Raw genomic sequence first — 22,738 nt, forward strand, 5'->3', positions numbered from 1 at the left:
ATCAATTCGGGGCCGGCTCGCCGCCGCGGCGGGCGACGCGCACGTCAACACGTTCCGGCGCCAACGCACGCTCGAACACCGCGCGCGCGGCATGCGTCGTGCCAGTGCCGCACATGAACGCGTCGATGGCCGCAAAGCCGTGCTCGGGCCACGTGTGAATGGAAAGATGCGATTCAGCAAGCAGCAACACGCCGGTCACGCCGCCTTGCTCGCCAGCGGACAACCCCGTGCGCACGGAATCGAAACGATGCAGATGCGCATGCAGGATCGTGGCGCCGAGCGCGTCGGCAGCATCGCGCAGCGCGGCTTCCAGTGCAGCGGCATTGCGCAGCAGCGTAGGCGCCACGCCGTACAGATCGAGCAGAAGATGCTCACCCACGGCGGCGGATGCTTCCTCCACTGAAAGCGCTGCGTCAGTCCGCGTCACTTGTGGCCCCCGCTGAAGCCGCCGCCATAACCGCTGCCGCCCGACGAGCCGCCCCAGTAAGACGAGCCGCCCGTGCTGCTGCCGTACGACGGCGTGCGCGGCGCGGTAAAGCCGGCCTTCCAATCCATATAGGTCGCGCCAATCACCACGGCCACGGCGTAGAGAACGAACCAGTTCTTCATTCACCGCCCCCGATCTTGGCAACCAGCCACGCGGGCACCAGCAACAGAAGCGCCGCAAAGAACGTGATACCGAACACCGAGCCCGGCGCCATGAAGAACGGCACGAGGTTCAGTAAACCGAGCAATACGCAGGCGACCACAGCCACCGTCATGTAGCTCGACGACGAAGTCTTGGCCGGCTCCGCCACCACCTTGCCGAACCAGGCCTTGATCTGCGCAGCGCTCACCGGCGTGCTTTTGGACCACGTCAGTTCATGCGCGTCGCTCTCTGCAGCCAGGCTTTCCTGGCCCGCGGTGTATTCGACAACACGCGTCTGGTCACCAGCCTGAACGCGCCAGTTGAAGGCGCCAGCGGCGTAGGTCACGCGCGAGGTGTAGTCCTCGTCGCGGGCGTAGACCTTGCTGTCTAGCACCGCGGTGCGGCCGTCCTTCTGGGTGGGCCAGCGGTCGAGCACACTCGCGCGGAACCAGCCGTCATCGGTTTCGACCATCCAGCTGAAACCGCGCTTGGGCGTGTACAGCAGGTATTCGAACCATTCGCCGCCGCCGTCGACCACCGCGCGGCGCATCACGCCGATCACCTGCCACTGCTGGCCGTCGATGAGCGCCTTGTCGCCCAGCTCCAACGTGGTGGCCACCTGCGGCACCGAGCGTGCGCGCGCAATGATGTCGCCGCGCGGCGTGGCCGCATCGATGGCGGCGCCGCAGCCGGGGCACAGCACGTGGCCCGTCAGGCCGGGGCTGAACGGAATCGACGTGCCGCACTGCGGGCAATCGAGATTCGTGAGCTTGCGCGGGACGCGGCCGGCGGTTTCCTTGATCTCGGCGTCGGTACGCAGAAGCTGACACTTGAGCACGTCGAGCGTGGTGGCTTCACCCACGTAGAGCGTGGGGGCCGTGCCGTCGGAGTAATCCAGCGTGATGAAGGCGTCTTCGCGACGCCCGTCGGCCACGCGCGCATGCCAGCCCTCACCCACGCGGAACGGCAATTCCCCCTGACCGCCTGTGCAATCGGCCTCGCGCACGTCGGACAGCGTGAATTGCGCGCCCTCGGCGTCATAGAGCTGGCCGGGGCGCAGCGCCTCGAACGCCACCGCATTGGCCGGCGTGCCTCGCGCGAACGTCATCGTGACCTGCCCCGACGCTTCTGCGAGCCAGCCATCGGTGCCGTCGTCAAACAGCACGTACCACTCGTTCCAGAAACCCGCGTCGTAACGCAACTGGATGCGCCCGACGACTGTGAACGCCTTGTTCTTGTAGCGCCCGGTGGTACCGATCTGCACGCGTGCGTAGTCCTCCAGCACGGCAGACATCTTGCCGATGTCGGACAGCGTCTCGCCGTCGCGCAGCAGCGTGCTTTTGCAGAAGCTGCACACCGCCATGACGGCAGCAGCAGACTTCAGTTCCACCGGCGCGCCACACGCCGGGCAGTTGGCATGAAACATGGTCAGGTCGTTCGATTGCGCGAAAAATTGCGCAGAAAAACGGGCGGCTTGCGGTGCCGCCCGGTCATCCGATCAGCGGGGCCGAAGCTCAGCCTCCGGTCAGTGCCTTGAGCACGGCAGCCTTGCCGGCATCAAAGTCGGCTTGCGTGATGAGGCCCTTGTCGAGCAATTCCTTGAGCTTGGCCAGGCGTGCGGTCGGATCATCCGCTGCTGGAGCCGCTGGAGCCGCTGGAGCTGCAGGCTGAGCCGCCGGCGCGGCCACACCACCTGCGTTGCCTTGCACCGCCGTGCGCAGGCTGTCGGCCATCGCCTGGCCCATCGCCAGCCCTGCCGCCAAACCCGCGCCCGTGCCGGCGATGCCGCCCTCGTTGCGCGCGGCCAGCGGCAGCGATTCGGCCGTCTGGTATTGCGTGAAGCGCTGCATGTCGCCGGTCATGTCCATGCTGATGCGGCGATCCAGCGCGGCCTGCAACTCATCTGGCAGCGTCACACTGGACACCTGGAAGCTGTCGAGCGCCAGGCCGTACTGCGTGAACTGCGGGAGCAGCGCCTCGCGCACCTTGTTCGACATCAGCATCTGGTTGGCGGCTAGGTCCAGGAACGGCACGCCGGATTCGCCAAACGCGGTGGCCATCGCCCCCATGATGACGGGGCCAAGCTGCGCCTCGACTTCATCCACGGTGTAGATGTCGCGCGTGCCGCTCACCTGCTGGTAGAACAGCTTCGGATCGGCCACGTGGTAGGCATACACGCCAAAGGCGCGCAGGCGCACCATGCCGAAATCCTTGTCGCGCACCGTCACCGGCTGCGGCGTGCCCCAGCGGCGGCCGAGTTGCTGGCGCGTGCTGAAGTAATAGACATCGGACTTGAAGGGGGACTCGAACAGCTTGTCCCAGTTCTTCAGGTACGTGAGAACGGGCAGCGTCTGCGTGGTCAGCTTGAAGGTGCCGGCGCTGAACACGTCGGCGATCTGGCCTTCGTTGACGAACATCGCCATCTGCGAGTCGCGCACGACCAGGGTGCCGCCGTTCTGGATTTCCATGTCCTGCATCGGATAGCGCCAGGCAAGCACGCCATCTTCGCTCTCCGTCCATTGCAGGATGTCGATGAACTGCTTCTTGATGAAACTGGACAGGCTCACAGCAAACTCCTTCGCGATGATTCGCGGGGCAGGAACAATCAGAACAAGGTCAGGACAGGCACGCCGCGTTGATCACGCCCACGGCCAGCGCGCTCACGCCAAACAGCATACCGGCGGCGATATTGTTGTGCTCGATCTGCAGGCGGTAGTCCGGCATCAGCCGCGTGAGCACCAGAAAGACGATCAATTGCACCACCGACGCCATCACCGCCCAGAACAGAAAGGGCACCAGGCCATCGGCATGCGTGATGCTCGACGCAATGGTGAGCACGAAGCCGAGCAGCGCACCGGACAGCGACAGCGCCGCCGCAATATTGCCTTCACGGATCAGCTTGAACTCGTCATACGGCGTCAGGCGCAGATAGACGAAAAAGAAGCCGGAGAACACCACGGCGCCTGCCAGCAGGTGCGAGGCGTAGGCGATCACGGGAGCGGTCATGTCGGGCATGGGAAGGCCGTGCAGTACATAGGTGGCGTCACTATAGCGGCTGATGCGCCGCTTGCGTACCCCCCGATGCGGCCATGCACCAGCCGGCTCGCAGGCAGGGAAAAAAGGCGGCACAATCGCGCTCGCCTTGGCATCCGCCGTTTGTTAACGCACCTTCATTTTCCACTTCGCAGCATGTCGACGCCGCAGCCTGACGCCACATACGAACCCACGCAGCCTGCGGGCCGCGGCAATGCCTTGCTGGTCCTCGCCGTCTTCGTGGTCGCCTCGTGCGGGCTCGCTTACGAATTGATTGCCGGGGCATTGGCTTCGTATCTGCTGGGTGATTCCATCCTGCAGTTCTCTTCCATCATCGGTGCCTATCTATTTGCGATGGGGATCGGCTCGTGGCTCTCGCGCTACGTGGCGGATGACGCGCTGCTCGCCCGCTTTGTCGATCTGGAATTGCTGGTCGGGCTGTTCGGCGGCGTATCCGCTGCAGCTCTGTTCGCGTTGTTTGCGCTGGAATCGGCCCCGTTCCGGCTGGTGCTGTATGCGCTGGTGATGGTGATCGGCGTGCTGGTCGGCATGGAGATCCCGCTGGTGATGCGCATGCTGCATCGGCGCCAGGCAAAGTTCTCCGATCTCGTCAGCCGCGTGCTGACGTTCGATTACCTGGGCGCGCTGGCGGTGTCCCTGCTCTTTCCGCTGGTGCTGGCGCCACGCCTGGGGCTGGTGCGTACCGGCTTCCTCTTCGGCCTGTTCAATACGGCGATTGCGGTCTGGACGCTCTGGCACTTCCGCGCCGAGCTGGCGCTCACGGCCCGCATGCGCACGGCAATGGCGTGGCGCGCAGGCGCAGTGGCAGCGGCATTGCTCGCGGGCTTTGGCGCATCGGACAAGCTCACGCACTGGTCTGAACGTGCGCTCTTTGGCGACGAGATCATCCACGCGATTTCGTCGCCGTATCAGCGGCTGGTGGTGACGCGCTGGAAAGACGACCTGCGGCTGTACATCAACGGCAACCTGCAATTTTCGTCGCGCGACGAATACCGTTATCACGAGGCGCTGGTGCTGCCCGCGCTGGAATCGGTGCGGGGTGCGCGGCGCGTGCTGGTGCTGGGCGGTGGCGACGGCCTCGCGCTGCGGCAGATCCTGAAGTACCCGCAGATTGAGCACGTCACGCTGGTTGACCTGGACCCGCGCATGACGAACCTGTTCTCGCACGCGGAAGCGCTGGTCGCGCTCAATCAGCATGCGTTCAGCGACCCGCGCGTGACGGTGGTCAACGCCGATGCCGCGCAATGGATGCAGACCGCTACCGACATGTTCGACGTCGCCATCGTGGATTTTCCAGACCCGTCGAACTTCAGCATCGGCAAGCTGTATTCGGTGCCGTTCTATCGGCTGCTGTCGCGCCATGTGGCGGATACAGGCTTGGTCGTCATTCAAGCCACGTCACCGTATTTCGCGCCGCGTTCGTACTGGTGTGTGGATGCGACCCTGAAGGAAGCCGGCTATCGCACGTGGCCGTACCACGCGCTCGTGCCGTCCTTTGGTGAATGGGGCTTCATCCTGGCCGCACCCGGCCGCGCGGATTTCCAGCCGCCCACGTCGTACCGCGTGCCGACACGCTTCCTGGATGCCGACACCACGCACCAGATGTTCAGCTTCGCGCCCGACATGCCGCGCCCGCAGGTGGAGCCGAACCGGCTGAACAACCAATCGCTGGTGCGGTATTTCGAAGAAGACTGGCACGGCGTGCTGCGCTGATGACCGGCACACCATGAACAGCAGACGCAGCTTTCTGGTGGGCGCAGCTGCGGCCGGTGTGGCCGCGGCGGGTGCCGCTTCGTGGGCGGGCTTTCGGGCGTTTACGGAAATCACACCCAACGTGCGCATGCCGGGTCAGGCGGCGGGCCATCGATTGCGCGACTTGCGCGCGTTGCCTGCGCCGTCGGAAACGCGCCGCGTGGGCGTGGCCATCTGCGGTAGCGGCATCGGCGGATTGAGCTGCGCTTGGCGGCTGGCAAAAAGCGGGCGGCACGACGTGGTGGTCGTGGAAGGCCCGGAGCGCTATGGCAATGCCTCAGGCGGTGCGTTCGGTACGCAGCGGTTCCCGACCGGTGCACATTACCTGCCGCTGCCGTCGATGGAATCGACGCACGTGCGCGAGATGCTGGCCGACTTTGGCGTGATCGAGCGCAATCCATTTGCGCTGCGCCCGACGTACGACGAACGCGTGCTTGTTCACGCCCCCGATGAACGCCTGTGGCTAGGCAATCGCTGGCAAGACGGCTTTGTGCCGCACGAGGGCATCACGCCCGATGAGCGCGCCGAGCACACCCGCTTCTTCGCCCAGATCGACAGCCTGCGCCAGACCAAGGGCGCCGACGGCCGTCGCATCTTTGCCGTGCCGACAGCGCTCTCGTCCGCAGACCCGGCATGGCGGGCGCTCGATGTGCTTACCTTCCGCGACTGGCTGCACCGCGAGGGCTACCACGCCTCCACGCTGCACTGGTATGCCGATTATTGCTGCCGCGACGACTACGGCGCCACGGCCGATCATGTTTCCGCCTGGGCCGGCATTGCGTACTTCGCCAGCCGCGGCGGCATGGCGAGCAACGCCGAGCAAGGCACCGTGCTCACGTGGCCGGAAGGGCTGGACTGGATGGCCGAGCGGCTGTTCGAAGCCGCCGGATTGAACGAACCAGGCCGCTTGCTACCGGGCAGCGCCGCGCGCATCGGCACGACGAACGAGGCCGGCGCACGGGTCTTCGCCGATGTGCTGCAGGCAGACGGCCGCGTTGTGCGCCTGTTGGCCGATCACGTGGTCAGCGCCATGCCGCTGCACGTCGCCAAGCACATCGTCGAGGGCTTTGATGTGCCCGCCGCCGAGTTGCCAGAAGCCGCACCGTGGCTGCTCGCGAACCTGTTCATCGATGGCTTTCCGCCCGAACACGACGACACGCCGCTGGCGTGGGACAACGTGGTCTATCGCGGCACCGGCCTGGGTTATGTGGTGGCTAATCACCAGGACATTCGCGTCGGCCCGCCTGCGCAGAGCGTATTCACGGCCTACGTGGCGCTGTCGGACATGTCGCCCAAGGCGGCACGTGAGTGGCTGCTGAAAGCGTCACCGCAAGCGCTGCTCGATCGCGCGCTGGCCGATCTCGATACGGTATACGGCATTCGCCTGCGCACGCAGATCCGCCGCGCAGACCTGACGCTGCGCGGCCACGCGATGGCGATTCCTACACCGGGCTTTCTCTCCCGACCAGGCATTGCGCGCCTGCGTGAGAGCGCCGGGCCGATCCACTACGCGCATGCGGACCTGTCCGGCTATTCCGTCTTTGAAGAAGCGGCGTGGTGGGGAGATCGGGCGGCGCGGCGCATCCTCGGTGGCTGATTGCTAGCGCCGCCGCAGGGCATCTAGCGCAACCGCTCAATCTCGGCCATCAGTTCCCACGTGGCCGGATCGATATCGCTGCGCTCAAGCGCCAGCGATAGATACGCGCCGATCATGTCGACAAACCCGCGCGCAAATGCGGGCGGATATGCGCTGCCGGTGTACTGCATCAGTTGCTGCCGCAAGAGGCGCGGCCGATGCTGTCCAAACTCGCGCACGTAGGCCTGCGTTCGACAGAGGAAGGTTCGCGCCTCGAGCGCACCGTCAAGGTAGACGCGGCGTTTGGTGAGTGTCATGGGCGGCTCCCGGCTCGCAACGGAACGGGATACAGCCGAGGTGGAGAAGGAAAAGACGCGGGGCGACGCCCGCTGGATACAACAGTCATGGAGCCTCCTACGGATAGCAAAAGGCCCGACTAGTCGCTGCTAAACGAGGGTGGCGGGCCCGACGGCAGGGTTAGCAGACCGGCCCGTAGGACGCCGGCGACCCGAAGGTCCCCTGCCCGGCCCGCCGTGGTAAAGGCGTGCGCGAGCACGGACGTAAAAAAGCCGCGCAAGGCGGCCGTCCGGCCATACGGTAAGAATAGGCTGCTAAACCCAGCTGCCGTTGGTGCGGCAGCGCCGTGAATTATAGCGGCGGCAACAGCGCAGACCACGTGCCAGTTTGCAGCATTTCGTGATCGCGCCTTGCCGCCAATCCCGCCGCCCTGCGTGCGCTTACCCCTGACGCGGCCAGAGCGTGCGGCCGAAGAACGTCAGCGCGCGGTCCCACGCATGTTCGGCCCACACCGGGTCGTACTGTGTGATGGCGATGCGGTTCTCGCCCACGGCCGTTTCATTGGCGAAAGCGTGGTGCGCGAGATAGCGGTGGAAGTCCACATCAACGCCGGCATCGACGAGCTTCTTTTCCAGCGCATCAACGCCCTCGATCTTGAAGGCGTTGTCCTGCGTGCCCCAGTGCCCCTGCACCGGCACCTTGATCTTCGAGGCGTCGATGTATTCCAGCGGAGGGTAGCCGTACCACACCACGCCGGCATCCGCTTCCGGCACGTTGCACAGCGTCAGCAGTGTCAGCGCGCCGCCCATGCAGTAGCCCGTCACGCCCACGCGGCCGCAGGTCTGCTTGAGGTATTGGACGGCGCCGCGCACGTCCTGCGTAGCCGCGTCGCCAAAATTCAGGTTGGTCATCAGGTGGTGGGCTTCCTCCTCTTCTACCGTCATCTTGCCGCGGTAGAGATCGGGCACCAGGGCCACGTAACCCGCGCGCGCGAGGCGGTCCGCCACGCCGCGAATCTGGTCGTTCAAGCCCCACCACTCCTGGATGACGACGATGCCCGGGGCGCCTTCCGCCTTGGCGGGCTTGGCCAGATAGCCCTGGACGTCCTGCCCGTCTGGGCGCTTGAACGAGATCATGGATCCTTGCGATGCAGTCATGCGATGGCTCCTCTGCCTGGAACGAAAACGCACAGGATAGTCCTGCCAGATGAAATTTGCTGGCGGCGCGTCAGCGGGAATGGGCTGCGTGCGCCTCTGCCCTGCCGATACCCCTCTATCAGGGTGCCGATACGCGGCACAAAGTCTCTATCATGGCGGCACGTTCACATCCTGATTGCCTCCCATGATCAAAACCCTCGGCCTCATCGCCTACCTGCTGGTGCTGCTGATCCACGTCTATATCGTTGTGCTCGAAATGGTGCTCTGGAAGACGCGCGGGCCCAAGGTCTTCGGCATGACGCCCGAGAAAGCCGCTGAAACCGCAGCCATGGCGTCCAACCAGGGCCTGTACAACGGTTTTCTGGTGGCTGCGCTGGTGATTGGGCTGGTGGCGCCAGACCCGACCGTCAACGCGTCCTTCGCGCTGTTCGGGCTGATCTGTGTGGCGGTGGCCGGCATCTGGGGCGCCATCACCGTCAACAAGCGGATTCTTTTCGTGCAGACGGTGCCGGCTGTGGCGGCGTTGGTGCTCGGGTGGTTCGCCTGAGGGCGATGGGCGATGGGCGATGGGTGCTGAAGCGACGGCGGCAGTGCTTGTCTGCCGCTCCGCTGCGCACTAGCTTGAAAGGAGTCGAGAGCGCGTTAGACGATGCGCTCTCGCCAACCGGGTCTTCGCACATGCCGCCTGCAGACTGTCGAACGCTCCGACTGCTGGGCCGGGCGCTGCTGCTGGCAACCCTGCTGTGTGGCCCGCCCGTCTCAGCTCAAGTGAGGAACGCCATGACGCTCACCTTGACCTCCCCGGCCTTTGCCGCTGGGGGCGAAATCCCCAGCCGCCTCACATGTGAAGGCGCGGATACATCGCCGCCGCTTGCGTGGACCGGCGCTCCGGCCGGCACACGCAGCCTGGCACTGGTCGTCGATGACCCTGACGCACCCGACCCCGCTGCACCAAGGATGACGTGGGTCCACTGGGTGCTCTACAACATCCCGCCCGCCACCACTTCACTGGCGGAAGACGCGTCACGCAAGGGGCTGCCTCCCGGCGCACGCTCCGGCAACAACGACTGGAAGCGCACCGCATACGGCGGCCCCTGCCCGCCCGTAGGGCGCCATCGCTACTACCACAAGCTCTACGCGCTGAACGTCGAACTGCCGGAGCTAGGCGCACCTACCAAGGCCGAGTTGGAGCGGGCCATGCGCGGCCATGTGCTGGCTGAAGCCGAACTTGTCGGCACCTATCAGAAGCACGACCACTGAGCCGATTTCGTCAGGATGTGAGGCGGCCCGTTTTTCAAGGTTTGGCAACCGCGCCCTTGCGAAACAGCGCATACGGCACGCCCCTCTCCGGGTGGGCCGTCGTCTCGTTGATGAAGCGTTCGACATCGGGCACGTCATGCAGGGCGGTCATGAACGGCGTCAACGCATAGCCCGGCGCCACGCAGCCCTGCACCAGCATCCACCGCTGCCATATCGTCACCCACAGCGTGGTGTTCTGCTTCCACCCCAGCACATGGATGGACATCCATTGCAGGCGCCGCTTCGCCGTCTCTGCAATCTCGTCGTCGTAAGAAAACGCGTTGGGCAAGCGGCACCGGCCTTCCAGCCAGCAATGGTTGCCATGCTCGATGCGGTGGTGAGAATCGCGCTTCCATTCCGCCTCGGTGATGCGCGGGCCGGCGGGTTCCGGGCAGTTGGCTACGCCTGACGATATCTGGAAGAACGGGTCGTGACCGCGGTTCTGCAGGTCGTCTTCAGCGTGGGCGGCCGGCGCGGCCAGCAACAGCGCCACGGCAAGGCAGCGTGCGGAAATCATCAAGGTGGCCTCCTCGCCCGCACGGGGCTTCGGCTTGAGCAATGCTGCGAAGGATAGGCGCAAAGTGCCGCGCCAACCAGACGCCCGGACAACTCCCCAAGCTATCTCGACTTCACATGCGCCGCGAGCATCGAGGCAAACACATCGTGCAGCTCGGTCTTGCCGAAACGCTGCTCCGACACGCCCTTCTCCACGTCGATCTGCCCGGCGTTGACCGCGTCGTACAGTTCGGTGATGAGCTGCACATGGTTCGCGCTCAGACCGGCGCGTTGCAGCATCGGCGCCCAGGCGGTGCGCGGCAGTGCATCGGCAACAATCTCGCTGCCGACGACGGCGCTGAATGCGCGTGCCACGTCGACCAGGCTCACGCGACGCGGGCCCTCCACGCTGACGATGCGCGGCGTTTTGATCGATGGCGCCTCCAGCAACAATTCGGCTGCCAGCGCACCAACGTCTTGCGTGGCGACAGTCGCAAACGCGCGGTCCAGCGGCTGGTGCAGGCTCGGCAGCCGCCCTGTCGCCAGCATGACGGGCAGCATCGCCGCCCAGTTCTGCGCGTGCTCTGCTGAACGCAGCAGCGTCAGGTGCGTCGCCAGCGGCTTAAGCCGCTCTTCCAGCAGATGAAACAGACGCGTCAGGCCAGTGCCCCGGTCCAGTTCTGCGCCGTAGTCCGACAGGGCCAGGACAGCCGAGGGCGGGTTGGCACGCAGCGCATCAGCGGCCACGTCGATCATGCGCTCCATGGTCGACGCTGGGTCCGCATCACGCACCGGCACCGGACACAGGATCTGCACGGCCGTGGCGCCCTTGATGGCCGATGCAACCGAGGCTGGATCTGTCAGGTCAGCAATCGCAATGTCGCAGCCGATTTTGGCCAGCGCCTCGCCTTGCCGGACATGGCGCACCACCGCGCGCACTGGCCGACCCGCGTTGCGTAGTGCCGTGGCGGTGGCGCGGCCAACTTTGCCCGACGCCCCAAAGATGACAAACATGTTCGCGCTCCTCTCAAGTGGGAGGCACGAGCTTAGGGCGGCCCTGCAAACCCGACTTGCAGGAACGGAGGAATCTGGCAGATTCGGAGGGTTGGCTACACGGCCAGCCTGTCCACAGAACCAGCCGCCGCCTTGCCCGCGCGCGCGATGTCACGCGGGCCCACACCGAGCAGCCGTTGCATCCACTGCGTCATGTGGCTTTGGTGTGCGAAGCCGACCTCGAGCGCGATCTGCGATGCGCTGCAGCGGCCTTCCAACAGCAGCGCTTTCGCGCGTTCCACACGGCGCTGCACGACATAGCGATGTACCGGCACGCCCAACGTTGCACGAAACAGCACGTTGAAATGCGGCACGCTCAAGCCAGCCTGCGCCGCCAGTTCGGCCAGCATCAGGCGCTGGTGCAGGTGGGCTTCGATGTAGTCGATCACGCGTGCAGCCACGCGGGGCGCCAGCGTGCGAGCGCTGTTGGCCGCCCCGGCAGCCACATCCCGACTGCTGTTGAGCAGACGGACCACCAATGCCGTGCACAGGCTTTCCGCATACAACGCATCGGAGGTGTCTTCCGCCTCCAGTTCGGCCCCCAGTGCAGCGGCAAGATGATGCACGCGCGCATCGCGCCATTGCAGACGCGGCGTAATGTCTGCCGGTGCGCCCACCTGTTCGCCGATGCTGCGTACAAACGTGTCGGTGATGGCGATCCGCAGAATCCGGCAGTCGGCATCGTCCGTCCACATGCCGGGCAGGCCGGCGGGAATCACGTTCGCATCGCCGTGGGCCTGGATGCCCGAATAACGGCGGCCGTCGCAAACGCAGTTCGTCCGCACAGGTGCGCCGACATGCACGGTGACGCGGTGATGCGCCATGGCGGGCACCCGATACGTGCCGGGGCGAATGCCAAGCAGCGTTCCGGCAAAGCCGTCCCAGCCGAGCCCCTCGCTGGAGCGCAGGCTGACGGAGGCGGGTTCAAGCAAGGCGGCAGGCGTGACGGCGTTCATGGCAAGGGCGGAGGTTCGCGGGCGCCTCGACATTCTGCGCCCATACGGCGCGCTATCGTTGCCATAACAAAGTTCAACTCGATTTCAGATATCGATAGCCAGATACTTGCCAACGTTGGATTTGGCTTCCCCACAGCCGAATTTCCGACGGCCTCCGGGCCGTCTTTCTATTTCGGTGCCCTACGCTTATGGTGAAACAGTGGCACCGACCACAAGGAGACACGCCAATGGATCGCGACGCATTCGTCAGCGCACTGAGGGCGGAGGGCTTTACCGAGTTTGTCCTCGTTACGCGAGACGCGGGCGAGCTGGACACGCACACGCACGCGTTCGAGGCGAAAGCACTCATCCTGGCAGGGGAAATTCATATCCACTCAGGCGGCGCCGAGCGCGTCTACCGGCCCGGCGACACATTCCATCTGGCAGCCAACGCACCGCACACCGAGCGCTACGGGCCGCTGGGTGTGCAGTATCTGGTCGCTCGGCGCTAGGCCGCAGATCAGGCGCGCGCCGGATACTGCGCGAGCACCTTGTCGCGAATCGACGGTTTGATATTCGCCAGCGACATGTTGCCTTTGTAGTGCGCCACCACGCGCGGGTTCATCATGCGGAACCACAGCGGCGGCACATAGGCGACCAGGATCATCGCGGCATAACCGGCGGGCAGTTGCGGCGAATGCTCGAAATGCCGCAGCGCCTGGAATGACCGCGTCGGGTTGGCGTGGTGATCGGCATGTCGCTGCAGTTGATACAGGAACAGGTTCGTCACCACATGGTTGCTGTTCCACGAATGTTGCGGCGTGCATCGCTCGTAGCGGCCGCTGGGCAATTGCTGGCGGCATAGGCCGTAGTGCTCCAGGTAGTTCACCACCTCCAGCAGCGAGGCGCCGTAGATGGCCTGGATGATCAGGAACGGCACCGCTTTCAGCCCGACAAACGCGATGCACACGCCCCACAGCACCACCGTCATCGCCCAGGCGTTGAGCACATCGTTGCGCCATGACCAGACCGAGTGGCCATGCTGCTCCAGCCGGCGTTTCTCCAATGCCCACGCCGATTTGACGCTGCCCACCACCGTGCGCGGCAGAAACTCCCAGAACGACTCGCCATAGCGCGCGCTTGCCGGATCGGCCGGCGTGGCCACGCGCACGTGGTGGCCGCGGTTGTGCTCCACATAGAAGTGCCCGTAGGCGACCGGTGCCAGCGTGATCTTCGCGAGCCACCGCTCGAACCGGTCTGTCTTGTGGCCCAGCTCGTGCGCGGTGTTGATCGAGATGCCCGTCACCACGCCCACCGAAAACGCGAACGCAAGGTAGTCGTACCAGGCAAGGTCATACGTGCGCAGCACCCACATCGCCACCGCAAAGCTCACGTAGAGCACGGTGGTCGCCAGGTAGACGATGCGGCGGTAGTAGCGCTGTTTTTCCAGCGTCGGGACGACTTCTTCGGGCGGGTTTTCACGGTCGTCGCCGATCAGGAAATCGAGCAGCGGAATGATCGTGAACACGATGAACGGCCCCGCCCACCAGAGCGGATGCCAGCCCGTCGCAAGCGCCGAAACGGCTGCGATGATGGGTAGCGTGATAGTCAGCGCGCCGAGCATCCAGAGATAGCGCTTGCCGTCGGTCCATTCCACGGACGCGACCATGCCGGGTGTTGCCATTGTCTTCCTCCTGTTTTGCCCCGCTGGGTGGCTTGGCTTGTGTACGCACATGCGTGCGCCGCCGGGGTCGTGCCCGACGCTTGCGTTATAGGCGCAGCAGGAGGAGAGACCAACGCCAGAAACTAGGCGCAAAACTCCAAACAAAGCGGCCGCCGCGCGGCCCTCTGGAGGCGGGAAAAAAGCAGTCGATTGAAACGGACGATTTAAAAACGGTCGTTCGATTTTGGTGCGGCGCACCTGAACGGAGACTCACAACAACCGTTTATGCCAGCCCCGAAGGCGCCGGCAGGCAATACGGATCAGGCCAATGTGGGGAGGAACGCGTCGACCGCATCCAGCACAGCGGCCTCCTGCTCCCGATGCGGCACGTGCCCGCAACGCTGCACGAGCTTGAGCGTGGCGGGTGCACCGGCAAGCGTGACGATGCGCTCGGGCTGCGCAGTCGAGCCGTACTCATCTTCGGTGCCATGCAGCGCGAGCACGGGGCTGCGCACGGCAAGCAGCGCGTCGTCAAGGCACCACTGCGCAAATGCCGGAGACAACCACGTGTTGACCCACGCATCCAGCACCCATTGCGCCTTGCTACCGTGATAGCGCTCCAGCCGGCCCATCTGGCCGGGCTCGGCAAACTGTGCCTGAGCGACGCGGATGCCCTCGCGCGTCTGCTCTTCCACGAACGCCTGCGCCGACTCGGTGATCAAACCCGCGCAGCGGCCCGGATACGCCGCCGCAATCGACACGGCCATCCCACCGCCGACGCTGTGACCGAAGACGATGAAGCGGTCCACGCCAAGCTGCTCGGTCAGCGCGGCAAAGCCACCGTACGCTTCCTGCTGAATGAAGCCCGGATCGAGCTGGCCCGCAAAGGCGTCGGATCGGCCGAAGCCAAGCCGGTCGTAGGCGATGACCGCATGCCCGGTCGACTGCGCCAGGTGCTGCGGAAAATCACGCCACAGCGCCACGCAGCCGAGGGAATCATGCAGCAGCACGATGGGCGGTTTGGCGGCATCGTCAACCGGGCCGCCCCATTGCCGGGCATGGAGACGGCCAGCGGGTGTGGTGATCCATGCCTCGGCACCGTCAGCCGAAACCGCAGAAAGCGACTCAGCCATCGCGGTGTCAGAACAGGCGGTCGAGCCAGCCGTGCGGGTCCGGTGCACGGCCGTTCTGCAGATCAACCAGCGCGGCCTTCAGCTTGGTCGTCAGCTCGCCCGCCTTGCCATCACCGATGGTGAAGTTGTGCTTGTGGCCCTTGACCTTGCCGATGGGCGTGACCACCGCTGCGGTGCCGCAGGCAAAGGCTTCGCGCAGGCGGCCGCTTTGCGCGTCGGCTTGCCATTGGTCGATGGAGTACGGCTCTTCACGCACGGTCAGACCCATGCCGCGCGCCAGCGTGATCAGCGAATCGCGCGTGATGCCGGGCAGGATCGTGCCGGTAAGCGGCGGCGTCTGCAGCGAACCGTCATCGAAGACGAAGAACACGTTCATGCCGCCCAGTTCTTCAATCCACTTGCGCTCCACCGCATCGAGGAAGACGACCTGGTCGCAGCCCTCGCGGGTGGCTTCGGCCTGGGCGACCAGGCTGGCCGCGTAGTTGCCGCCGCACTTGGCCTCGCCCGTACCGCCAGGCGCGGCGCGCGTGTAGTTGTCCGACACCCAGATGGTGACGCCTGACGATGCATCGCCCTTGAAGTACGCGCCCACCGGGCAGGCAATCACGCAGAACAGGTATTCGGCCGACGGCTTCACGCCCAGCACCACTTCGGTGGCGATCATGAAGGGGCGCAGGTACAGCGACGAGCCCTGGCCCGACGGAATCCAGTCGCGATCGAGCTTGACCAGCTCGCGCACGGCCTGCAAGAAGAGGTCTTCCGGCAGCGCGGGCATCGCCAGGCGCTTGGCAGAATTCTGGAACCGGCGCGCATTCGCCTCCGGGCGGAACAGCGCACCGCCGCCGTCCGGCAGGCGGTAGGCCTTCATGCCCTCGAAGATTTCCTGCGCGTAGTGCAGCACCAACGTAGACGGATCGCACTGGATCGGGCCATGCGCGCCGATTTTGGCATCGTGCCAGCCCTTGCCCTCGGTGTAGCGGATGGTGGCCATGTGATCCGTGAAGACGCGGCCGAAAGCTGGGTTTTCCAGCAGGCGCGCCCGCTCTTCCGCCGGAACAGGGTTCGGGCTCTTCTCGATCGAAATAGCCGATTCGACAACGTTGTTCATACCGTCTCCAAGAGTGCGAGGGGGCACAAAAATGCCCAAACCGCTATTTTGCGCCAACGGCGATGCAATTTGGTTGCGTATTCACGCGCATACGGTATTGCAGGCGGCGGAAAAACAATGCGGTTGGACGAGCGCCCGGGAGCATCAACCGCCGTAGCTCCATGGCCGAGACGCCGCCTGGCGGAGGGGGAATACCGCACCGGAATAGCGCCGTCGCCAGGGCATTCGCGCGCCTGCCGGAACGGGCGCTAGAAGGCTTGATGGGCGGGCATCCCCCCTGCGGGACTTGAAACCCTATGGTACGGTTGACGGAATGAATGTCATGACCCGCCATCCCCTGCTGGTGCACGGCGGCACAACGGTGCCGCCAGGGAGCGTTGCGCACGATGAGTGATGCGAAACGCGATTCGCGTCGCCAGATCCACGCCGAGAAAGTCGCTGCCAGCCGAGCATTGCGCCTGAGCGTGCCGGCAGAGGCACGGCCCGCGCCGGTGAGCCGAAAAGACTGGCTCCGGCAACGGAAGGAGCAACTGCAGGCCGCCCGCGTTGCCGCCAAACAGCGACGCGATCAACTCAAGGCAGAAATCCTCTCGGCAGCACAGGAAGTTGCCCGCGAAGAGCGGGTGGCCGCACGGCTGGAAGCCGAACGCGTCAAGGCGGAAACGAAGTCCGCCAGCGTGCATGCCAAGGAAGACGCACGTGCTGCGGCCAAGTTCGAGCGCAGCAAGCCAGGCCGGTCAACGTCAAAGCGCAAAACGCTTGGAACGGGAAAACGCAAATTGGTCTCCTACGCCGATCTTCTGCGCATGCGCGGATGATCCGCCCAGCCGGTTTGCGCTGCGCTTGCAATCGTTAGCGCGCCTGAACAGGCTTCGCTTCTACGTTCTTGGCATGGAGCGGCGCGGGCTTGGCGTCGAGCCTGCGAAAAATCCACGCAGAAAACACGGTCACCACGCCCATGGTGAAGAACGCCAGCCGATACGCCGGCGCGGCCACACCAAGCTTGACCGAGAAAAGACTGACAAGCCCGCCCCCGATCGATACCCCCAGGCCGATTGCGAGCATCTGCACCATCGAGAACAAGCTGTTGCCGCTGCCGGCATCCTGGTGCGACAAGCCTTTGAGCGTGATGCTATTCATGGCTGCAAACTGCATCGAATTCGCCCATCCAAACACTGACAGTTGCACGATCGATAGCACCAGCGGCCAGCCTGGCGACATGGCCGCAAACGAGGCAATCGAGACACCGACGACCCACGTGTTGACCTGGAGAAACACGTCGTATCCGAACCGGTTCACGAGCGGGACGACCCAACGCTTGGCGAGCATGCCGGCAATGGCAATCGGCAATAGCAGCAACCCTGAATGGAACGGCGAATAGCCAAGCTGCAACTGGAACAGCAGCGGCAACAGGAATGGCACGGCGCCGGACCCGATGCGGCAGAACAGGTTGCCGATCAGCCCAATGCTGAAGTTCGGTTCGCGAAAGAGCGCAAGCTGGAACAGCGGCGCCACACGCCGCCTTGCGTGCGGAATATAGAGCAGCGCGCTGACGATGCTCACGGCGATCAGCGCCACGCTCCACGGGCTATGCGCACCGTTTTCGAGCGCCAGCGAGAAGGCCACCATGCACAACGACAGCAGCCCGCAGCCAAGCCAATCGAATGGCGCCACGGCGCGCACGGCGTCTTGCGGCAGATAGCGCCGTACCGCAAACAGACCCACGAAACCCACCGGCACGTTGATCAGGAAAATCCAGTGCCACGAGACATCCTGCACAAGCCAGCCGCCCAGGGCCGGCCCCAGGAGCGGGCCAACCTGCCCCGCCACCGACACGAAGGCCAAGGCGGCGATGTACTGCTCGCCCGGAATATTGCGCAGCACCGCCAGCCGGCCAATCGGCAACAGCATCGATCCGCCAATCCCTTGCAGCACGCGTGCGATCACCAACTGCGGCAGCGTGTGTGCCGTTGCGCAGAACACCGAACCGAGAACAAAAATCAGGATCGCGGTGGAATACACGCGCCGCGTACCGAACTTGTCCGCCAGCCACCCCGATGCTGGCGTCAGCATGGCCATGGTCAGCGTGTAGGCCACCACCACCGATTTCAGGTCGAGGGGCTTTTCACCGAGGCTGCGGGCCATGGAGGGCAGCGCGGTATTGACGATCGTTGTGTCCAGCGCCTGCATGAAGAAGCCGGCAAAGACAATCCACAGCATGGCCTTCTGCGAGGCGCTCTGTGGGGCAGCGGAAGTTGAAGCGGTCTGCATGTGAATCCTGGAATGCTGTCCGGAAAGCGCCGGACATCACCCGCAATGCTACCGACGGATAGCCAATCGGGAACCCCTCTAGAGACGTTGACTGTTATCGGAAAACCCGATGACAATGCCGGCATGCTCAATCCCGTCTGGATTCAAACCTTCGCCACGGTGGCCGCCGCCCATAGCTTTACGGAGGCTGGGCGCCAGCTTGACCTGTCGCAATCGTCGGTCAGCGATCACATCCGCCGGCTGGAGCAAAGCGTGAACCGGCGGTTGTTTGTGCGCGACACCCATTCGGTGTCGCTCACGCCAGACGGCGAGGCGCTACTCGTTCACGCGAAGCTGATCCTCGAATCCCTGGCGCGCGCCGAGCTGCAGTTCAGTGCGCCCCGGCTGCGGGGCCGCGTTCGGCTGGGCTCTTCAGAAGACCTGGCGCAGGGGCCGCTGCCCAATCTGCTGGCGGCGTTCCGGGCCACGCACCCGGATGTCGAGCTTGAGATCACGATGGGGATGACCAGCAAGCTGTACGAAGGCATCGAAGACGGCTCGCTCGATCTGATTGTTGGCAAGCGCCGCGAAGGCGGGCGACGGGGTGTACCGCTGTTCCGAGGCCAGCTCGAATGGCTGGCGCGGCCCGGTACCGTGGTCGATGTGAGTCAGCCGCTACCGCTCATCCTCGTCAACGAGCCGAGCGTGACCCGCGCAATTGTGCTGGACACGCTGGCCGCGGCCGGTTGGCTGTGGCGCGTGGTCTGCACCAGCAGCAGTCATTCCGGGTGTATCGCCGCCGCGCGCGGCGGGCTGGGGATTACCGTGCGTGCGCAGAACCTGGCGGGCGGCGGGCTGGTGCCGCCCGTCAATGGCGATGTCTTGCCGCCGCTGCCGGCAATCGAATTCATCACGTTGTCTGCGCGGCGCCTGAGCAAGCCTGCGGAGACGCTCTTGCAGCTCATCCGCAAGAGCGACCTGCGCGCCGGGCGGACGGACTGAACAACGTCCACCGTTACGAGAACACAGTCTCGTCGACTTGCCCGGCAGGCTGCGCGACTTCAACGGCACGCGCTATCTGCTCGCGTTCAGCCTCGACACAAGCAGCGCATATTTTTCCGGCGAGGTATCAGCCAACGCCGCTTCGCGGGTGGAAGGCGAGTCGTCATACGGCACCGGCTCGGCAAACTGGCTCACGGTCAGATCCCACATCTTGCCGTCGATCCGGTTGTAGAAGTGTGTACCGCCGGGCGTCTGCGTCGTGAGGATGTCGCCGCCAAAATAATCCTGCACGACAAGCGAAGTCACGCTGCAGTGATTCTGCGCCGGATTCGACGGCGTCCACGCATTGGTCGGGCTCGATGTATCTGCAGACCACGCGCGCGAGAGGGCTCTGTACAAATCGAGGGGCGTTGCGAAGGGGGACGATACGGCTGGCATCTGATCTTCCTGTTTCATCGATAGGAAAGCGGCGGTGGATTCGAGCTTGGGCACTCGGTTACTGCGGGAGCGGATGTAACGCGCAAAAAACAAAAAGCCCCGTCGTTGTCGGCGGGGCTTCGGTGCGCATGGTGTTGCGGATTGCTAACGCGTGCACGTCCCCAGAGGCCGTCCCCAATGGGCGTGCGCGTGATGCTGGATCGCAATAGTGAGGGACGTGTGGGCTTGCATGGGGACGAGTGTGCCTTCCGGCGTGAGGCGCGTCAACGAATGTCGGTTGACCTTTGACGCCGGCGTGCACATGCTTGGCACGCACGTGGTGAGTGAATTTTCCATTGTTTAGCGCGGCGACGGCAGAGCTGTATTTCGCGCCCCACGTACTGAAAACCAACCGCAGGTGCCACAGCCTCCGCGGGGGGGGGGGGGGGGGGGGGGGGGGGGCGCCAGACACGCATCGGAGCGCATGAATGATCCCCACCATTACCGCTTTTGAACGCTCGCCCGATGGCGGCAAAGGACTGGCGCGCGGCACAAGGGTTCGCTGGGCGCTAGAAGAAGCGGCCCGGCCCTACGACGTCCGGCTGGTTTCGTTCCAGGCGATGAAAGAGCCAGCGCACCTGCGCCTGCATCCGTTCGGCCAGATTCCGACCTACGAGGAAGGCGACCTGGCCTTGTTCGAAACAGGCGCGATCGTCTTCCATATCGCCGAGCGGCACACTGCTTTATTACCAAACGATAACAATGCCCGCGCACGGGCGATCACGTGGATGTTTGCGGCGCTCAACACCGTCGAACCGCCGATTCTCGAACTCGTTGCTGCCAAGTTCCAGGAGGGCGACAAGCCGTGGACCGCTGAGCGCTTGCCGCTGGTCATGGATCGCATCCGCCGTCGGCTGGGTCAACTTTCCGCGCGCCTGGGCGATGCGGATTGGCTCGATGGCGCATTCAGCGCGGGGGACCTGCTGATGGTGTCCGTACTGCTCCGGCTGCGTCCATCGGGTCTTCTGGACGAATTCCCGAGCCTGGCCGCCTATGTCGCGCGCGGTGAAGCGCGCCCCGCTTACCAGCGCGCGTTCGAGGCGCAGCTGGCGGTGTTCACCGGCACACCGCCAACCGGCTGACCAAGCTCAGGCCGCTTTGGCCTGTTGCATGGCGTCGAGCTGATCGACGCCCAGACTGTCGACCAGGTCGGTCAGCATCCGCGCCAACTCGCCGGTCATGAGTGCGACATCGGAGTCGAAGCGTTCGTCATCGTTCTGCGCGGTGGGGTCTTCGGCTTCCTTGATCACGTCAAGCGGCGTCACGCGCTTGATCAAAAGCGACGGCGTCAGCACGAAGGAGACCCGGTCGTCCCAGGTCATGGCAAGGCGCATGCATTGCTTGCCGGCTTCGATATGCCGGCGCATGTCTTCCGCTTCCAGCGCGTGGCCGACGTATCGCACGGTGGCACCGCCCTCACCCGTCGAGCGCAACTCGGCGTCCTGGTCTACGGTAAAGCCGCCGGGCGCCTCTCCAGAGAGCAGCCACTCCGTCATCGCGGCAACTGGCGAATGCGCCACGTGCACGTTCGTGAGCGGCAACTGATCGATCGACTTCACGAGCAGGCCGCGCACGTCGTCGGCAACCGCCTGCGAGGCCGCATCGATCACGAGCCAGCCGTTTGCCGTATCGATCCACACACGGGTATCGCGCCGAATGCTGAACGCGCGCGGCAGCAGTTCGTCAGTCACCTGCTCCTTGAGTTCGCGCAGTTGCTTTCGGCCGGGCTTGAAGCCCTGCTGCTCCTCAACCTCAAGCGCCCGGGCCTTGGTCACCTGGTTGATGACAGACGCCGGCAGCAGCTTCTTTTCTGCGCGAAAGACCAGCAGCATCTGCCCGTTGTTCGAATACACGAGCGCGCCGTCATCACGCGGCGATGCCCAGCCGGACGTTTGCTTTTCTACGCTGTTGCCCGGTTGAAATGCGTGGGGCGCCAGCCACTTTTCAAGCTGGTCAGGGGTAACGGCCCAAGGTGCCGGCAGGCGATGAAGCTGAAGGTTTTTGAACCACATGGGAGTACGGGCAAAGTGCGCGATTCTAAATGATGGCGGCCCCCTCCCCCCAATGGGCGATGTCCGACCCAGCGTGCGCAGCGCGTTCGGGTGGCGCTGGTACTAATATGCAGGTCTTGACGCTGGCATCCGTTGATGAGCGATCGGGCGTCACATTCGAGCTGGAGACAAACGATGACACGCGTTCGCGTTGCGGGCTTCACCCTCTCGCTTGACGGATACGGCGCAGGTCCGGATCAGGACATCAACAATCCGCTCGGCATTGGCGGGACAGAACTGCACACGTGGCTAGTCACGACGCGCACGTTCCAGCACGCCCTGCTCGGCAAGGACGGCGGCACAACCGGCGTTGACAATGATTTTGCCGCCCGCAGTTTTCAGAACGTTGGGGCGTGGATTCTCGGGCGAAACATGTTCGGCCCCATTCGCGGGGATTGGCCCGACGACAACTGGAAAGGCTGGTGGGGCGACAACCCGCCGTATCACGTTCCCGTTTTTGTGTTGACCCACTACGCGCGTGCGCCCATCGAGATGGAGGGCGGCACGACCTTCCACTTCGTCACAGGCGGCGCTCGAGAAGCGCTCGACCGCGCCTGCGAGGCCGCCGGCGGGAAAGATGTACGAATCGGCGGTGGGCCAGGCACCATCCGACAGTACCTTCGTGAGGGCCTCATCGATGAACTGCACATTGCGATCTCGCCGGTCTTGCTTGGCCGTGGGGAACCTCTGTTCGAAGGCATTGATTTGCGAGCACTGGGCTATACGTGTGTTGAATCCGTAGCGTCGGAAAACGCGACGCATGTTGTTCTACGGCGCCCGCCCCGTACGAACATTTGAACGGACGATG

The 22,738-nt window shown here is 64.5% G+C and carries 25 protein-coding genes; 9 read left to right on the top strand and 16 right to left on the bottom strand.

The features are described from left to right. Position 1 precedes the first annotated feature (1 nt). The 5 genes from speD to DOD19_RS22875 form a co-directional block, all read right to left on the bottom strand. Complete coding sequence (gene speD, locus DOD19_RS22855) at positions 2-427, bottom strand: adenosylmethionine decarboxylase (RefSeq protein WP_112188328.1); 426 nt, start codon at positions 425-427, stop codon at positions 2-4. Beyond that, a complete protein-coding gene (locus DOD19_RS22860) occupies positions 424-609 on the bottom strand; it encodes a hypothetical protein (protein WP_024978507.1) in 186 nt (61 codons plus the stop codon). The genes speD and DOD19_RS22860 overlap by 4 nt, the downstream gene beginning before the upstream one ends. After that, positions 606-2,054, bottom strand: a complete 1,449-nt coding sequence (locus tag DOD19_RS22865) for a DUF4178 domain-containing protein (protein WP_112188330.1) — start codon at positions 2,052-2,054, stop codon at positions 606-608. The genes DOD19_RS22860 and DOD19_RS22865 overlap by 4 nt, the downstream gene beginning before the upstream one ends. 88 nt (positions 2,055-2,142) lie before the next feature. After that, complete coding sequence (locus DOD19_RS22870; protein ID WP_112188332.1) at positions 2,143-3,195, bottom strand: SPFH domain-containing protein; 1,053 nt, start codon at positions 3,193-3,195, stop codon at positions 2,143-2,145. A 49-nt stretch (positions 3,196-3,244) separates the two neighbouring features. Further along, positions 3,245-3,634 carry a DUF350 domain-containing protein gene (locus tag DOD19_RS22875; RefSeq protein WP_024542578.1) on the bottom strand — a complete coding sequence of 130 codons (390 nt, stop codon included), beginning with the start codon at positions 3,632-3,634 and terminating at the stop codon, positions 3,245-3,247. 183 nt (positions 3,635-3,817) lie between these two features. Here DOD19_RS22875 and DOD19_RS22880 point away from each other — a divergent pair, with 183 nt between their 5' ends. Then, positions 3,818-5,395, top strand: coding sequence for a polyamine aminopropyltransferase (locus tag DOD19_RS22880; RefSeq protein ID WP_024978504.1), 1,578 nt, complete (start codon positions 3,818-3,820; stop codon positions 5,393-5,395). Positions 5,396-5,408: 13 nt separating this feature from the next. Further along, positions 5,409-7,031 carry an NAD(P)/FAD-dependent oxidoreductase gene (locus DOD19_RS22885; RefSeq protein ID WP_112188334.1) on the top strand — a complete coding sequence of 541 codons (1,623 nt, stop codon included), beginning with the start codon at positions 5,409-5,411 and terminating at the stop codon, positions 7,029-7,031. Positions 7,032-7,054: 23 nt separating this feature from the next. Here the strand turns inward: DOD19_RS22885 and DOD19_RS22890 are convergent, their stop codons facing one another. After that, positions 7,055-7,327 carry a hypothetical protein gene (locus DOD19_RS22890; RefSeq protein ID WP_024978502.1) on the bottom strand — a complete coding sequence of 91 codons (273 nt, stop codon included), beginning with the start codon at positions 7,325-7,327 and terminating at the stop codon, positions 7,055-7,057. 420 nt (positions 7,328-7,747) lie between these two features. After that, a complete protein-coding gene (locus tag DOD19_RS22895) occupies positions 7,748-8,464 on the bottom strand; it encodes a dienelactone hydrolase family protein (protein WP_024978501.1) in 717 nt (238 codons plus the stop codon). A gap of 184 nt (positions 8,465-8,648) precedes the next feature. Between DOD19_RS22895 and DOD19_RS22900 the strand changes: the two genes are divergently transcribed. Both DOD19_RS22900 and DOD19_RS22905 read left to right on the top strand, forming a co-directional pair. Next, entirely contained in the window at positions 8,649-9,011 is a 363-nt protein-coding gene (locus DOD19_RS22900; protein WP_024978500.1) for a DUF1304 domain-containing protein, read from the top strand. A 233-nt stretch (positions 9,012-9,244) separates the two neighbouring features. Continuing rightward, positions 9,245-9,724, top strand: a complete 480-nt coding sequence (locus DOD19_RS22905) for a YbhB/YbcL family Raf kinase inhibitor-like protein (protein ID WP_112188336.1) — start codon at positions 9,245-9,247, stop codon at positions 9,722-9,724. Positions 9,725-9,758: 34 nt separating this feature from the next. Here the strand turns inward: DOD19_RS22905 and DOD19_RS22910 are convergent, their stop codons facing one another. From DOD19_RS22910 to DOD19_RS22920, 3 genes are all read right to left on the bottom strand, one after another. Further along, positions 9,759-10,280, bottom strand: coding sequence for a BON domain-containing protein (locus DOD19_RS22910; RefSeq protein ID WP_112188338.1), 522 nt, complete (start codon positions 10,278-10,280; stop codon positions 9,759-9,761). A 101-nt stretch (positions 10,281-10,381) separates the two neighbouring features. Next, positions 10,382-11,272 (bottom strand): NAD(P)H-binding protein, encoded by an 891-nt coding sequence (locus DOD19_RS22915; protein ID WP_112188340.1) that lies wholly within the window; start codon positions 11,270-11,272, stop codon positions 10,382-10,384. Between the two features lie 95 nt (positions 11,273-11,367). Next, the gene (locus DOD19_RS22920) at positions 11,368-12,267 is read right to left on the bottom strand and encodes an AraC family transcriptional regulator (RefSeq protein ID WP_112188342.1); all 900 of its coding nucleotides are present in this window, start codon (positions 12,265-12,267) and stop codon (positions 11,368-11,370) included. A 227-nt stretch (positions 12,268-12,494) separates the two neighbouring features. Here DOD19_RS22920 and DOD19_RS22925 point away from each other — a divergent pair, with 227 nt between their 5' ends. Then, positions 12,495-12,758: a cupin domain-containing protein gene (locus DOD19_RS22925; protein WP_112188344.1), complete on the top strand. Its 264-nt coding sequence runs from the start codon at positions 12,495-12,497 to the stop codon at positions 12,756-12,758. An 8-nt stretch (positions 12,759-12,766) separates the two neighbouring features. On the opposite strand, the gene DOD19_RS22930 is transcribed toward DOD19_RS22925, so the two are convergent. The 3 genes from DOD19_RS22930 to DOD19_RS22940 form a co-directional block, all read right to left on the bottom strand. After that, entirely contained in the window at positions 12,767-13,930 is a 1,164-nt protein-coding gene (locus DOD19_RS22930; protein ID WP_024978494.1) for an alkane 1-monooxygenase, read from the bottom strand. Positions 13,931-14,229: 299 nt separating this feature from the next. After that, positions 14,230-15,042: an alpha/beta hydrolase gene (locus DOD19_RS22935; RefSeq protein ID WP_112188938.1), complete on the bottom strand. Its 813-nt coding sequence runs from the start codon at positions 15,040-15,042 to the stop codon at positions 14,230-14,232. A gap of 7 nt (positions 15,043-15,049) precedes the next feature. Beyond that, on the bottom strand, positions 15,050-16,150 hold the full coding sequence (locus tag DOD19_RS22940; RefSeq protein ID WP_112188346.1) for a branched-chain amino acid aminotransferase: 1,101 nt from the start codon (positions 16,148-16,150) through the stop codon (positions 15,050-15,052). Between the two features lie 386 nt (positions 16,151-16,536). On the opposite strand from DOD19_RS22940, the gene DOD19_RS22945 reads away from it, so the two are divergent. Continuing rightward, on the top strand, positions 16,537-16,968 hold the full coding sequence (locus DOD19_RS22945; protein WP_024978491.1) for a hypothetical protein: 432 nt from the start codon (positions 16,537-16,539) through the stop codon (positions 16,966-16,968). 34 nt (positions 16,969-17,002) lie between these two features. Here DOD19_RS22945 and mdtD read toward each other — a convergent pair whose 3' ends face one another. Then, positions 17,003-18,421 (bottom strand): multidrug transporter subunit MdtD, encoded by a 1,419-nt coding sequence (mdtD, locus tag DOD19_RS22950; protein WP_037032133.1) that lies wholly within the window; start codon positions 18,419-18,421, stop codon positions 17,003-17,005. 123 nt (positions 18,422-18,544) lie between these two features. Between mdtD and DOD19_RS22955 the strand changes: the two genes are divergently transcribed. Continuing rightward, positions 18,545-19,402, top strand: a complete 858-nt coding sequence (locus DOD19_RS22955) for a LysR family transcriptional regulator (RefSeq protein WP_112188348.1) — start codon at positions 18,545-18,547, stop codon at positions 19,400-19,402. 72 nt (positions 19,403-19,474) lie between these two features. On the opposite strand, the gene DOD19_RS22960 is transcribed toward DOD19_RS22955, so the two are convergent. Continuing rightward, positions 19,475-19,894, bottom strand: coding sequence for a hypothetical protein (locus DOD19_RS22960; RefSeq protein WP_235193230.1), 420 nt, complete (start codon positions 19,892-19,894; stop codon positions 19,475-19,477). 413 nt (positions 19,895-20,307) lie between these two features. On the opposite strand from DOD19_RS22960, the gene DOD19_RS22965 reads away from it, so the two are divergent. Next, on the top strand, positions 20,308-20,961 hold the full coding sequence (locus tag DOD19_RS22965) for a glutathione S-transferase family protein (protein WP_112188350.1): 654 nt from the start codon (positions 20,308-20,310) through the stop codon (positions 20,959-20,961). A 6-nt stretch (positions 20,962-20,967) separates the two neighbouring features. Here the strand turns inward: DOD19_RS22965 and DOD19_RS22970 are convergent, their stop codons facing one another. Next, on the bottom strand, positions 20,968-21,891 hold the full coding sequence (locus tag DOD19_RS22970) for a recombination-associated protein RdgC (RefSeq protein ID WP_112188352.1): 924 nt from the start codon (positions 21,889-21,891) through the stop codon (positions 20,968-20,970). A 174-nt stretch (positions 21,892-22,065) separates the two neighbouring features. Here DOD19_RS22970 and DOD19_RS22975 point away from each other — a divergent pair, with 174 nt between their 5' ends. Further along, entirely contained in the window at positions 22,066-22,728 is a 663-nt protein-coding gene (locus DOD19_RS22975; protein WP_024978485.1) for a dihydrofolate reductase family protein, read from the top strand. Positions 22,729-22,738 lie beyond the last annotated feature (10 nt).

It is taken from the genome of Ralstonia sp. GX3-BWBA, assembly GCF_003290055.1.
Lineage (GTDB): Bacteria > Pseudomonadota > Gammaproteobacteria > Burkholderiales > Burkholderiaceae > Ralstonia > Ralstonia holmesii.

Bases quoted from the DNA above. Each gene is read 5' to 3' on its own strand.
- DOD19_RS22935 (WP_112188938.1), bottom strand. From the start codon at position 15,042: ATGGCTGAGTCGCTTTCTGCGGTTTCGGCTGACGGTGCCGAGGCATGG.
- DOD19_RS22905 (WP_112188336.1), top strand. From the start codon at position 9,245: ATGACGCTCACCTTGACCTCCCCGGCCTTTGCCGCTGGGGGCGAAATC.
- DOD19_RS22945 (WP_024978491.1), top strand. From the start codon at position 16,537: ATGAGTGATGCGAAACGCGATTCGCGTCGCCAGATCCACGCCGAGAAA.
- DOD19_RS22865 (WP_112188330.1), bottom strand. From the start codon at position 2,054: ATGTTTCATGCCAACTGCCCGGCGTGTGGCGCGCCGGTGGAACTGAAG.
- DOD19_RS22875 (WP_024542578.1), bottom strand. From the start codon at position 3,634: ATGACCGCTCCCGTGATCGCCTACGCCTCGCACCTGCTGGCAGGCGCC.
- DOD19_RS22975 (WP_024978485.1), top strand. From the start codon at position 22,066: ATGACACGCGTTCGCGTTGCGGGCTTCACCCTCTCGCTTGACGGATAC.
- DOD19_RS22955 (WP_112188348.1), top strand. From the start codon at position 18,545: ATGCTCAATCCCGTCTGGATTCAAACCTTCGCCACGGTGGCCGCCGCC.
- DOD19_RS22885 (WP_112188334.1), top strand. From the start codon at position 5,409: ATGAACAGCAGACGCAGCTTTCTGGTGGGCGCAGCTGCGGCCGGTGTG.
- DOD19_RS22880 (WP_024978504.1), top strand. From the start codon at position 3,818: ATGTCGACGCCGCAGCCTGACGCCACATACGAACCCACGCAGCCTGCG.
- DOD19_RS22900 (WP_024978500.1), top strand. From the start codon at position 8,649: ATGATCAAAACCCTCGGCCTCATCGCCTACCTGCTGGTGCTGCTGATC.
- DOD19_RS22910 (WP_112188338.1), bottom strand. From the start codon at position 10,280: ATGATTTCCGCACGCTGCCTTGCCGTGGCGCTGTTGCTGGCCGCGCCG.
- DOD19_RS22930 (WP_024978494.1), bottom strand. From the start codon at position 13,930: ATGGCAACACCCGGCATGGTCGCGTCCGTGGAATGGACCGACGGCAAG.
- DOD19_RS22920 (WP_112188342.1), bottom strand. From the start codon at position 12,267: ATGAACGCCGTCACGCCTGCCGCCTTGCTTGAACCCGCCTCCGTCAGC.
- DOD19_RS22895 (WP_024978501.1), bottom strand. From the start codon at position 8,464: ATGACTGCATCGCAAGGATCCATGATCTCGTTCAAGCGCCCAGACGGG.
- DOD19_RS22965 (WP_112188350.1), top strand. From the start codon at position 20,308: ATGATCCCCACCATTACCGCTTTTGAACGCTCGCCCGATGGCGGCAAA.
- DOD19_RS22915 (WP_112188340.1), bottom strand. From the start codon at position 11,272: ATGTTTGTCATCTTTGGGGCGTCGGGCAAAGTTGGCCGCGCCACCGCC.
- mdtD (WP_037032133.1), bottom strand. From the start codon at position 18,421: ATGCAGACCGCTTCAACTTCCGCTGCCCCACAGAGCGCCTCGCAGAAG.
- DOD19_RS22860 (WP_024978507.1), bottom strand. From the start codon at position 609: ATGAAGAACTGGTTCGTTCTCTACGCCGTGGCCGTGGTGATTGGCGCG.
- DOD19_RS22925 (WP_112188344.1), top strand. From the start codon at position 12,495: ATGGATCGCGACGCATTCGTCAGCGCACTGAGGGCGGAGGGCTTTACC.
- DOD19_RS22970 (WP_112188352.1), bottom strand. From the start codon at position 21,891: ATGTGGTTCAAAAACCTTCAGCTTCATCGCCTGCCGGCACCTTGGGCC.
- DOD19_RS22940 (WP_112188346.1), bottom strand. From the start codon at position 16,150: ATGAACAACGTTGTCGAATCGGCTATTTCGATCGAGAAGAGCCCGAAC.
- DOD19_RS22890 (WP_024978502.1), bottom strand. From the start codon at position 7,327: ATGACACTCACCAAACGCCGCGTCTACCTTGACGGTGCGCTCGAGGCG.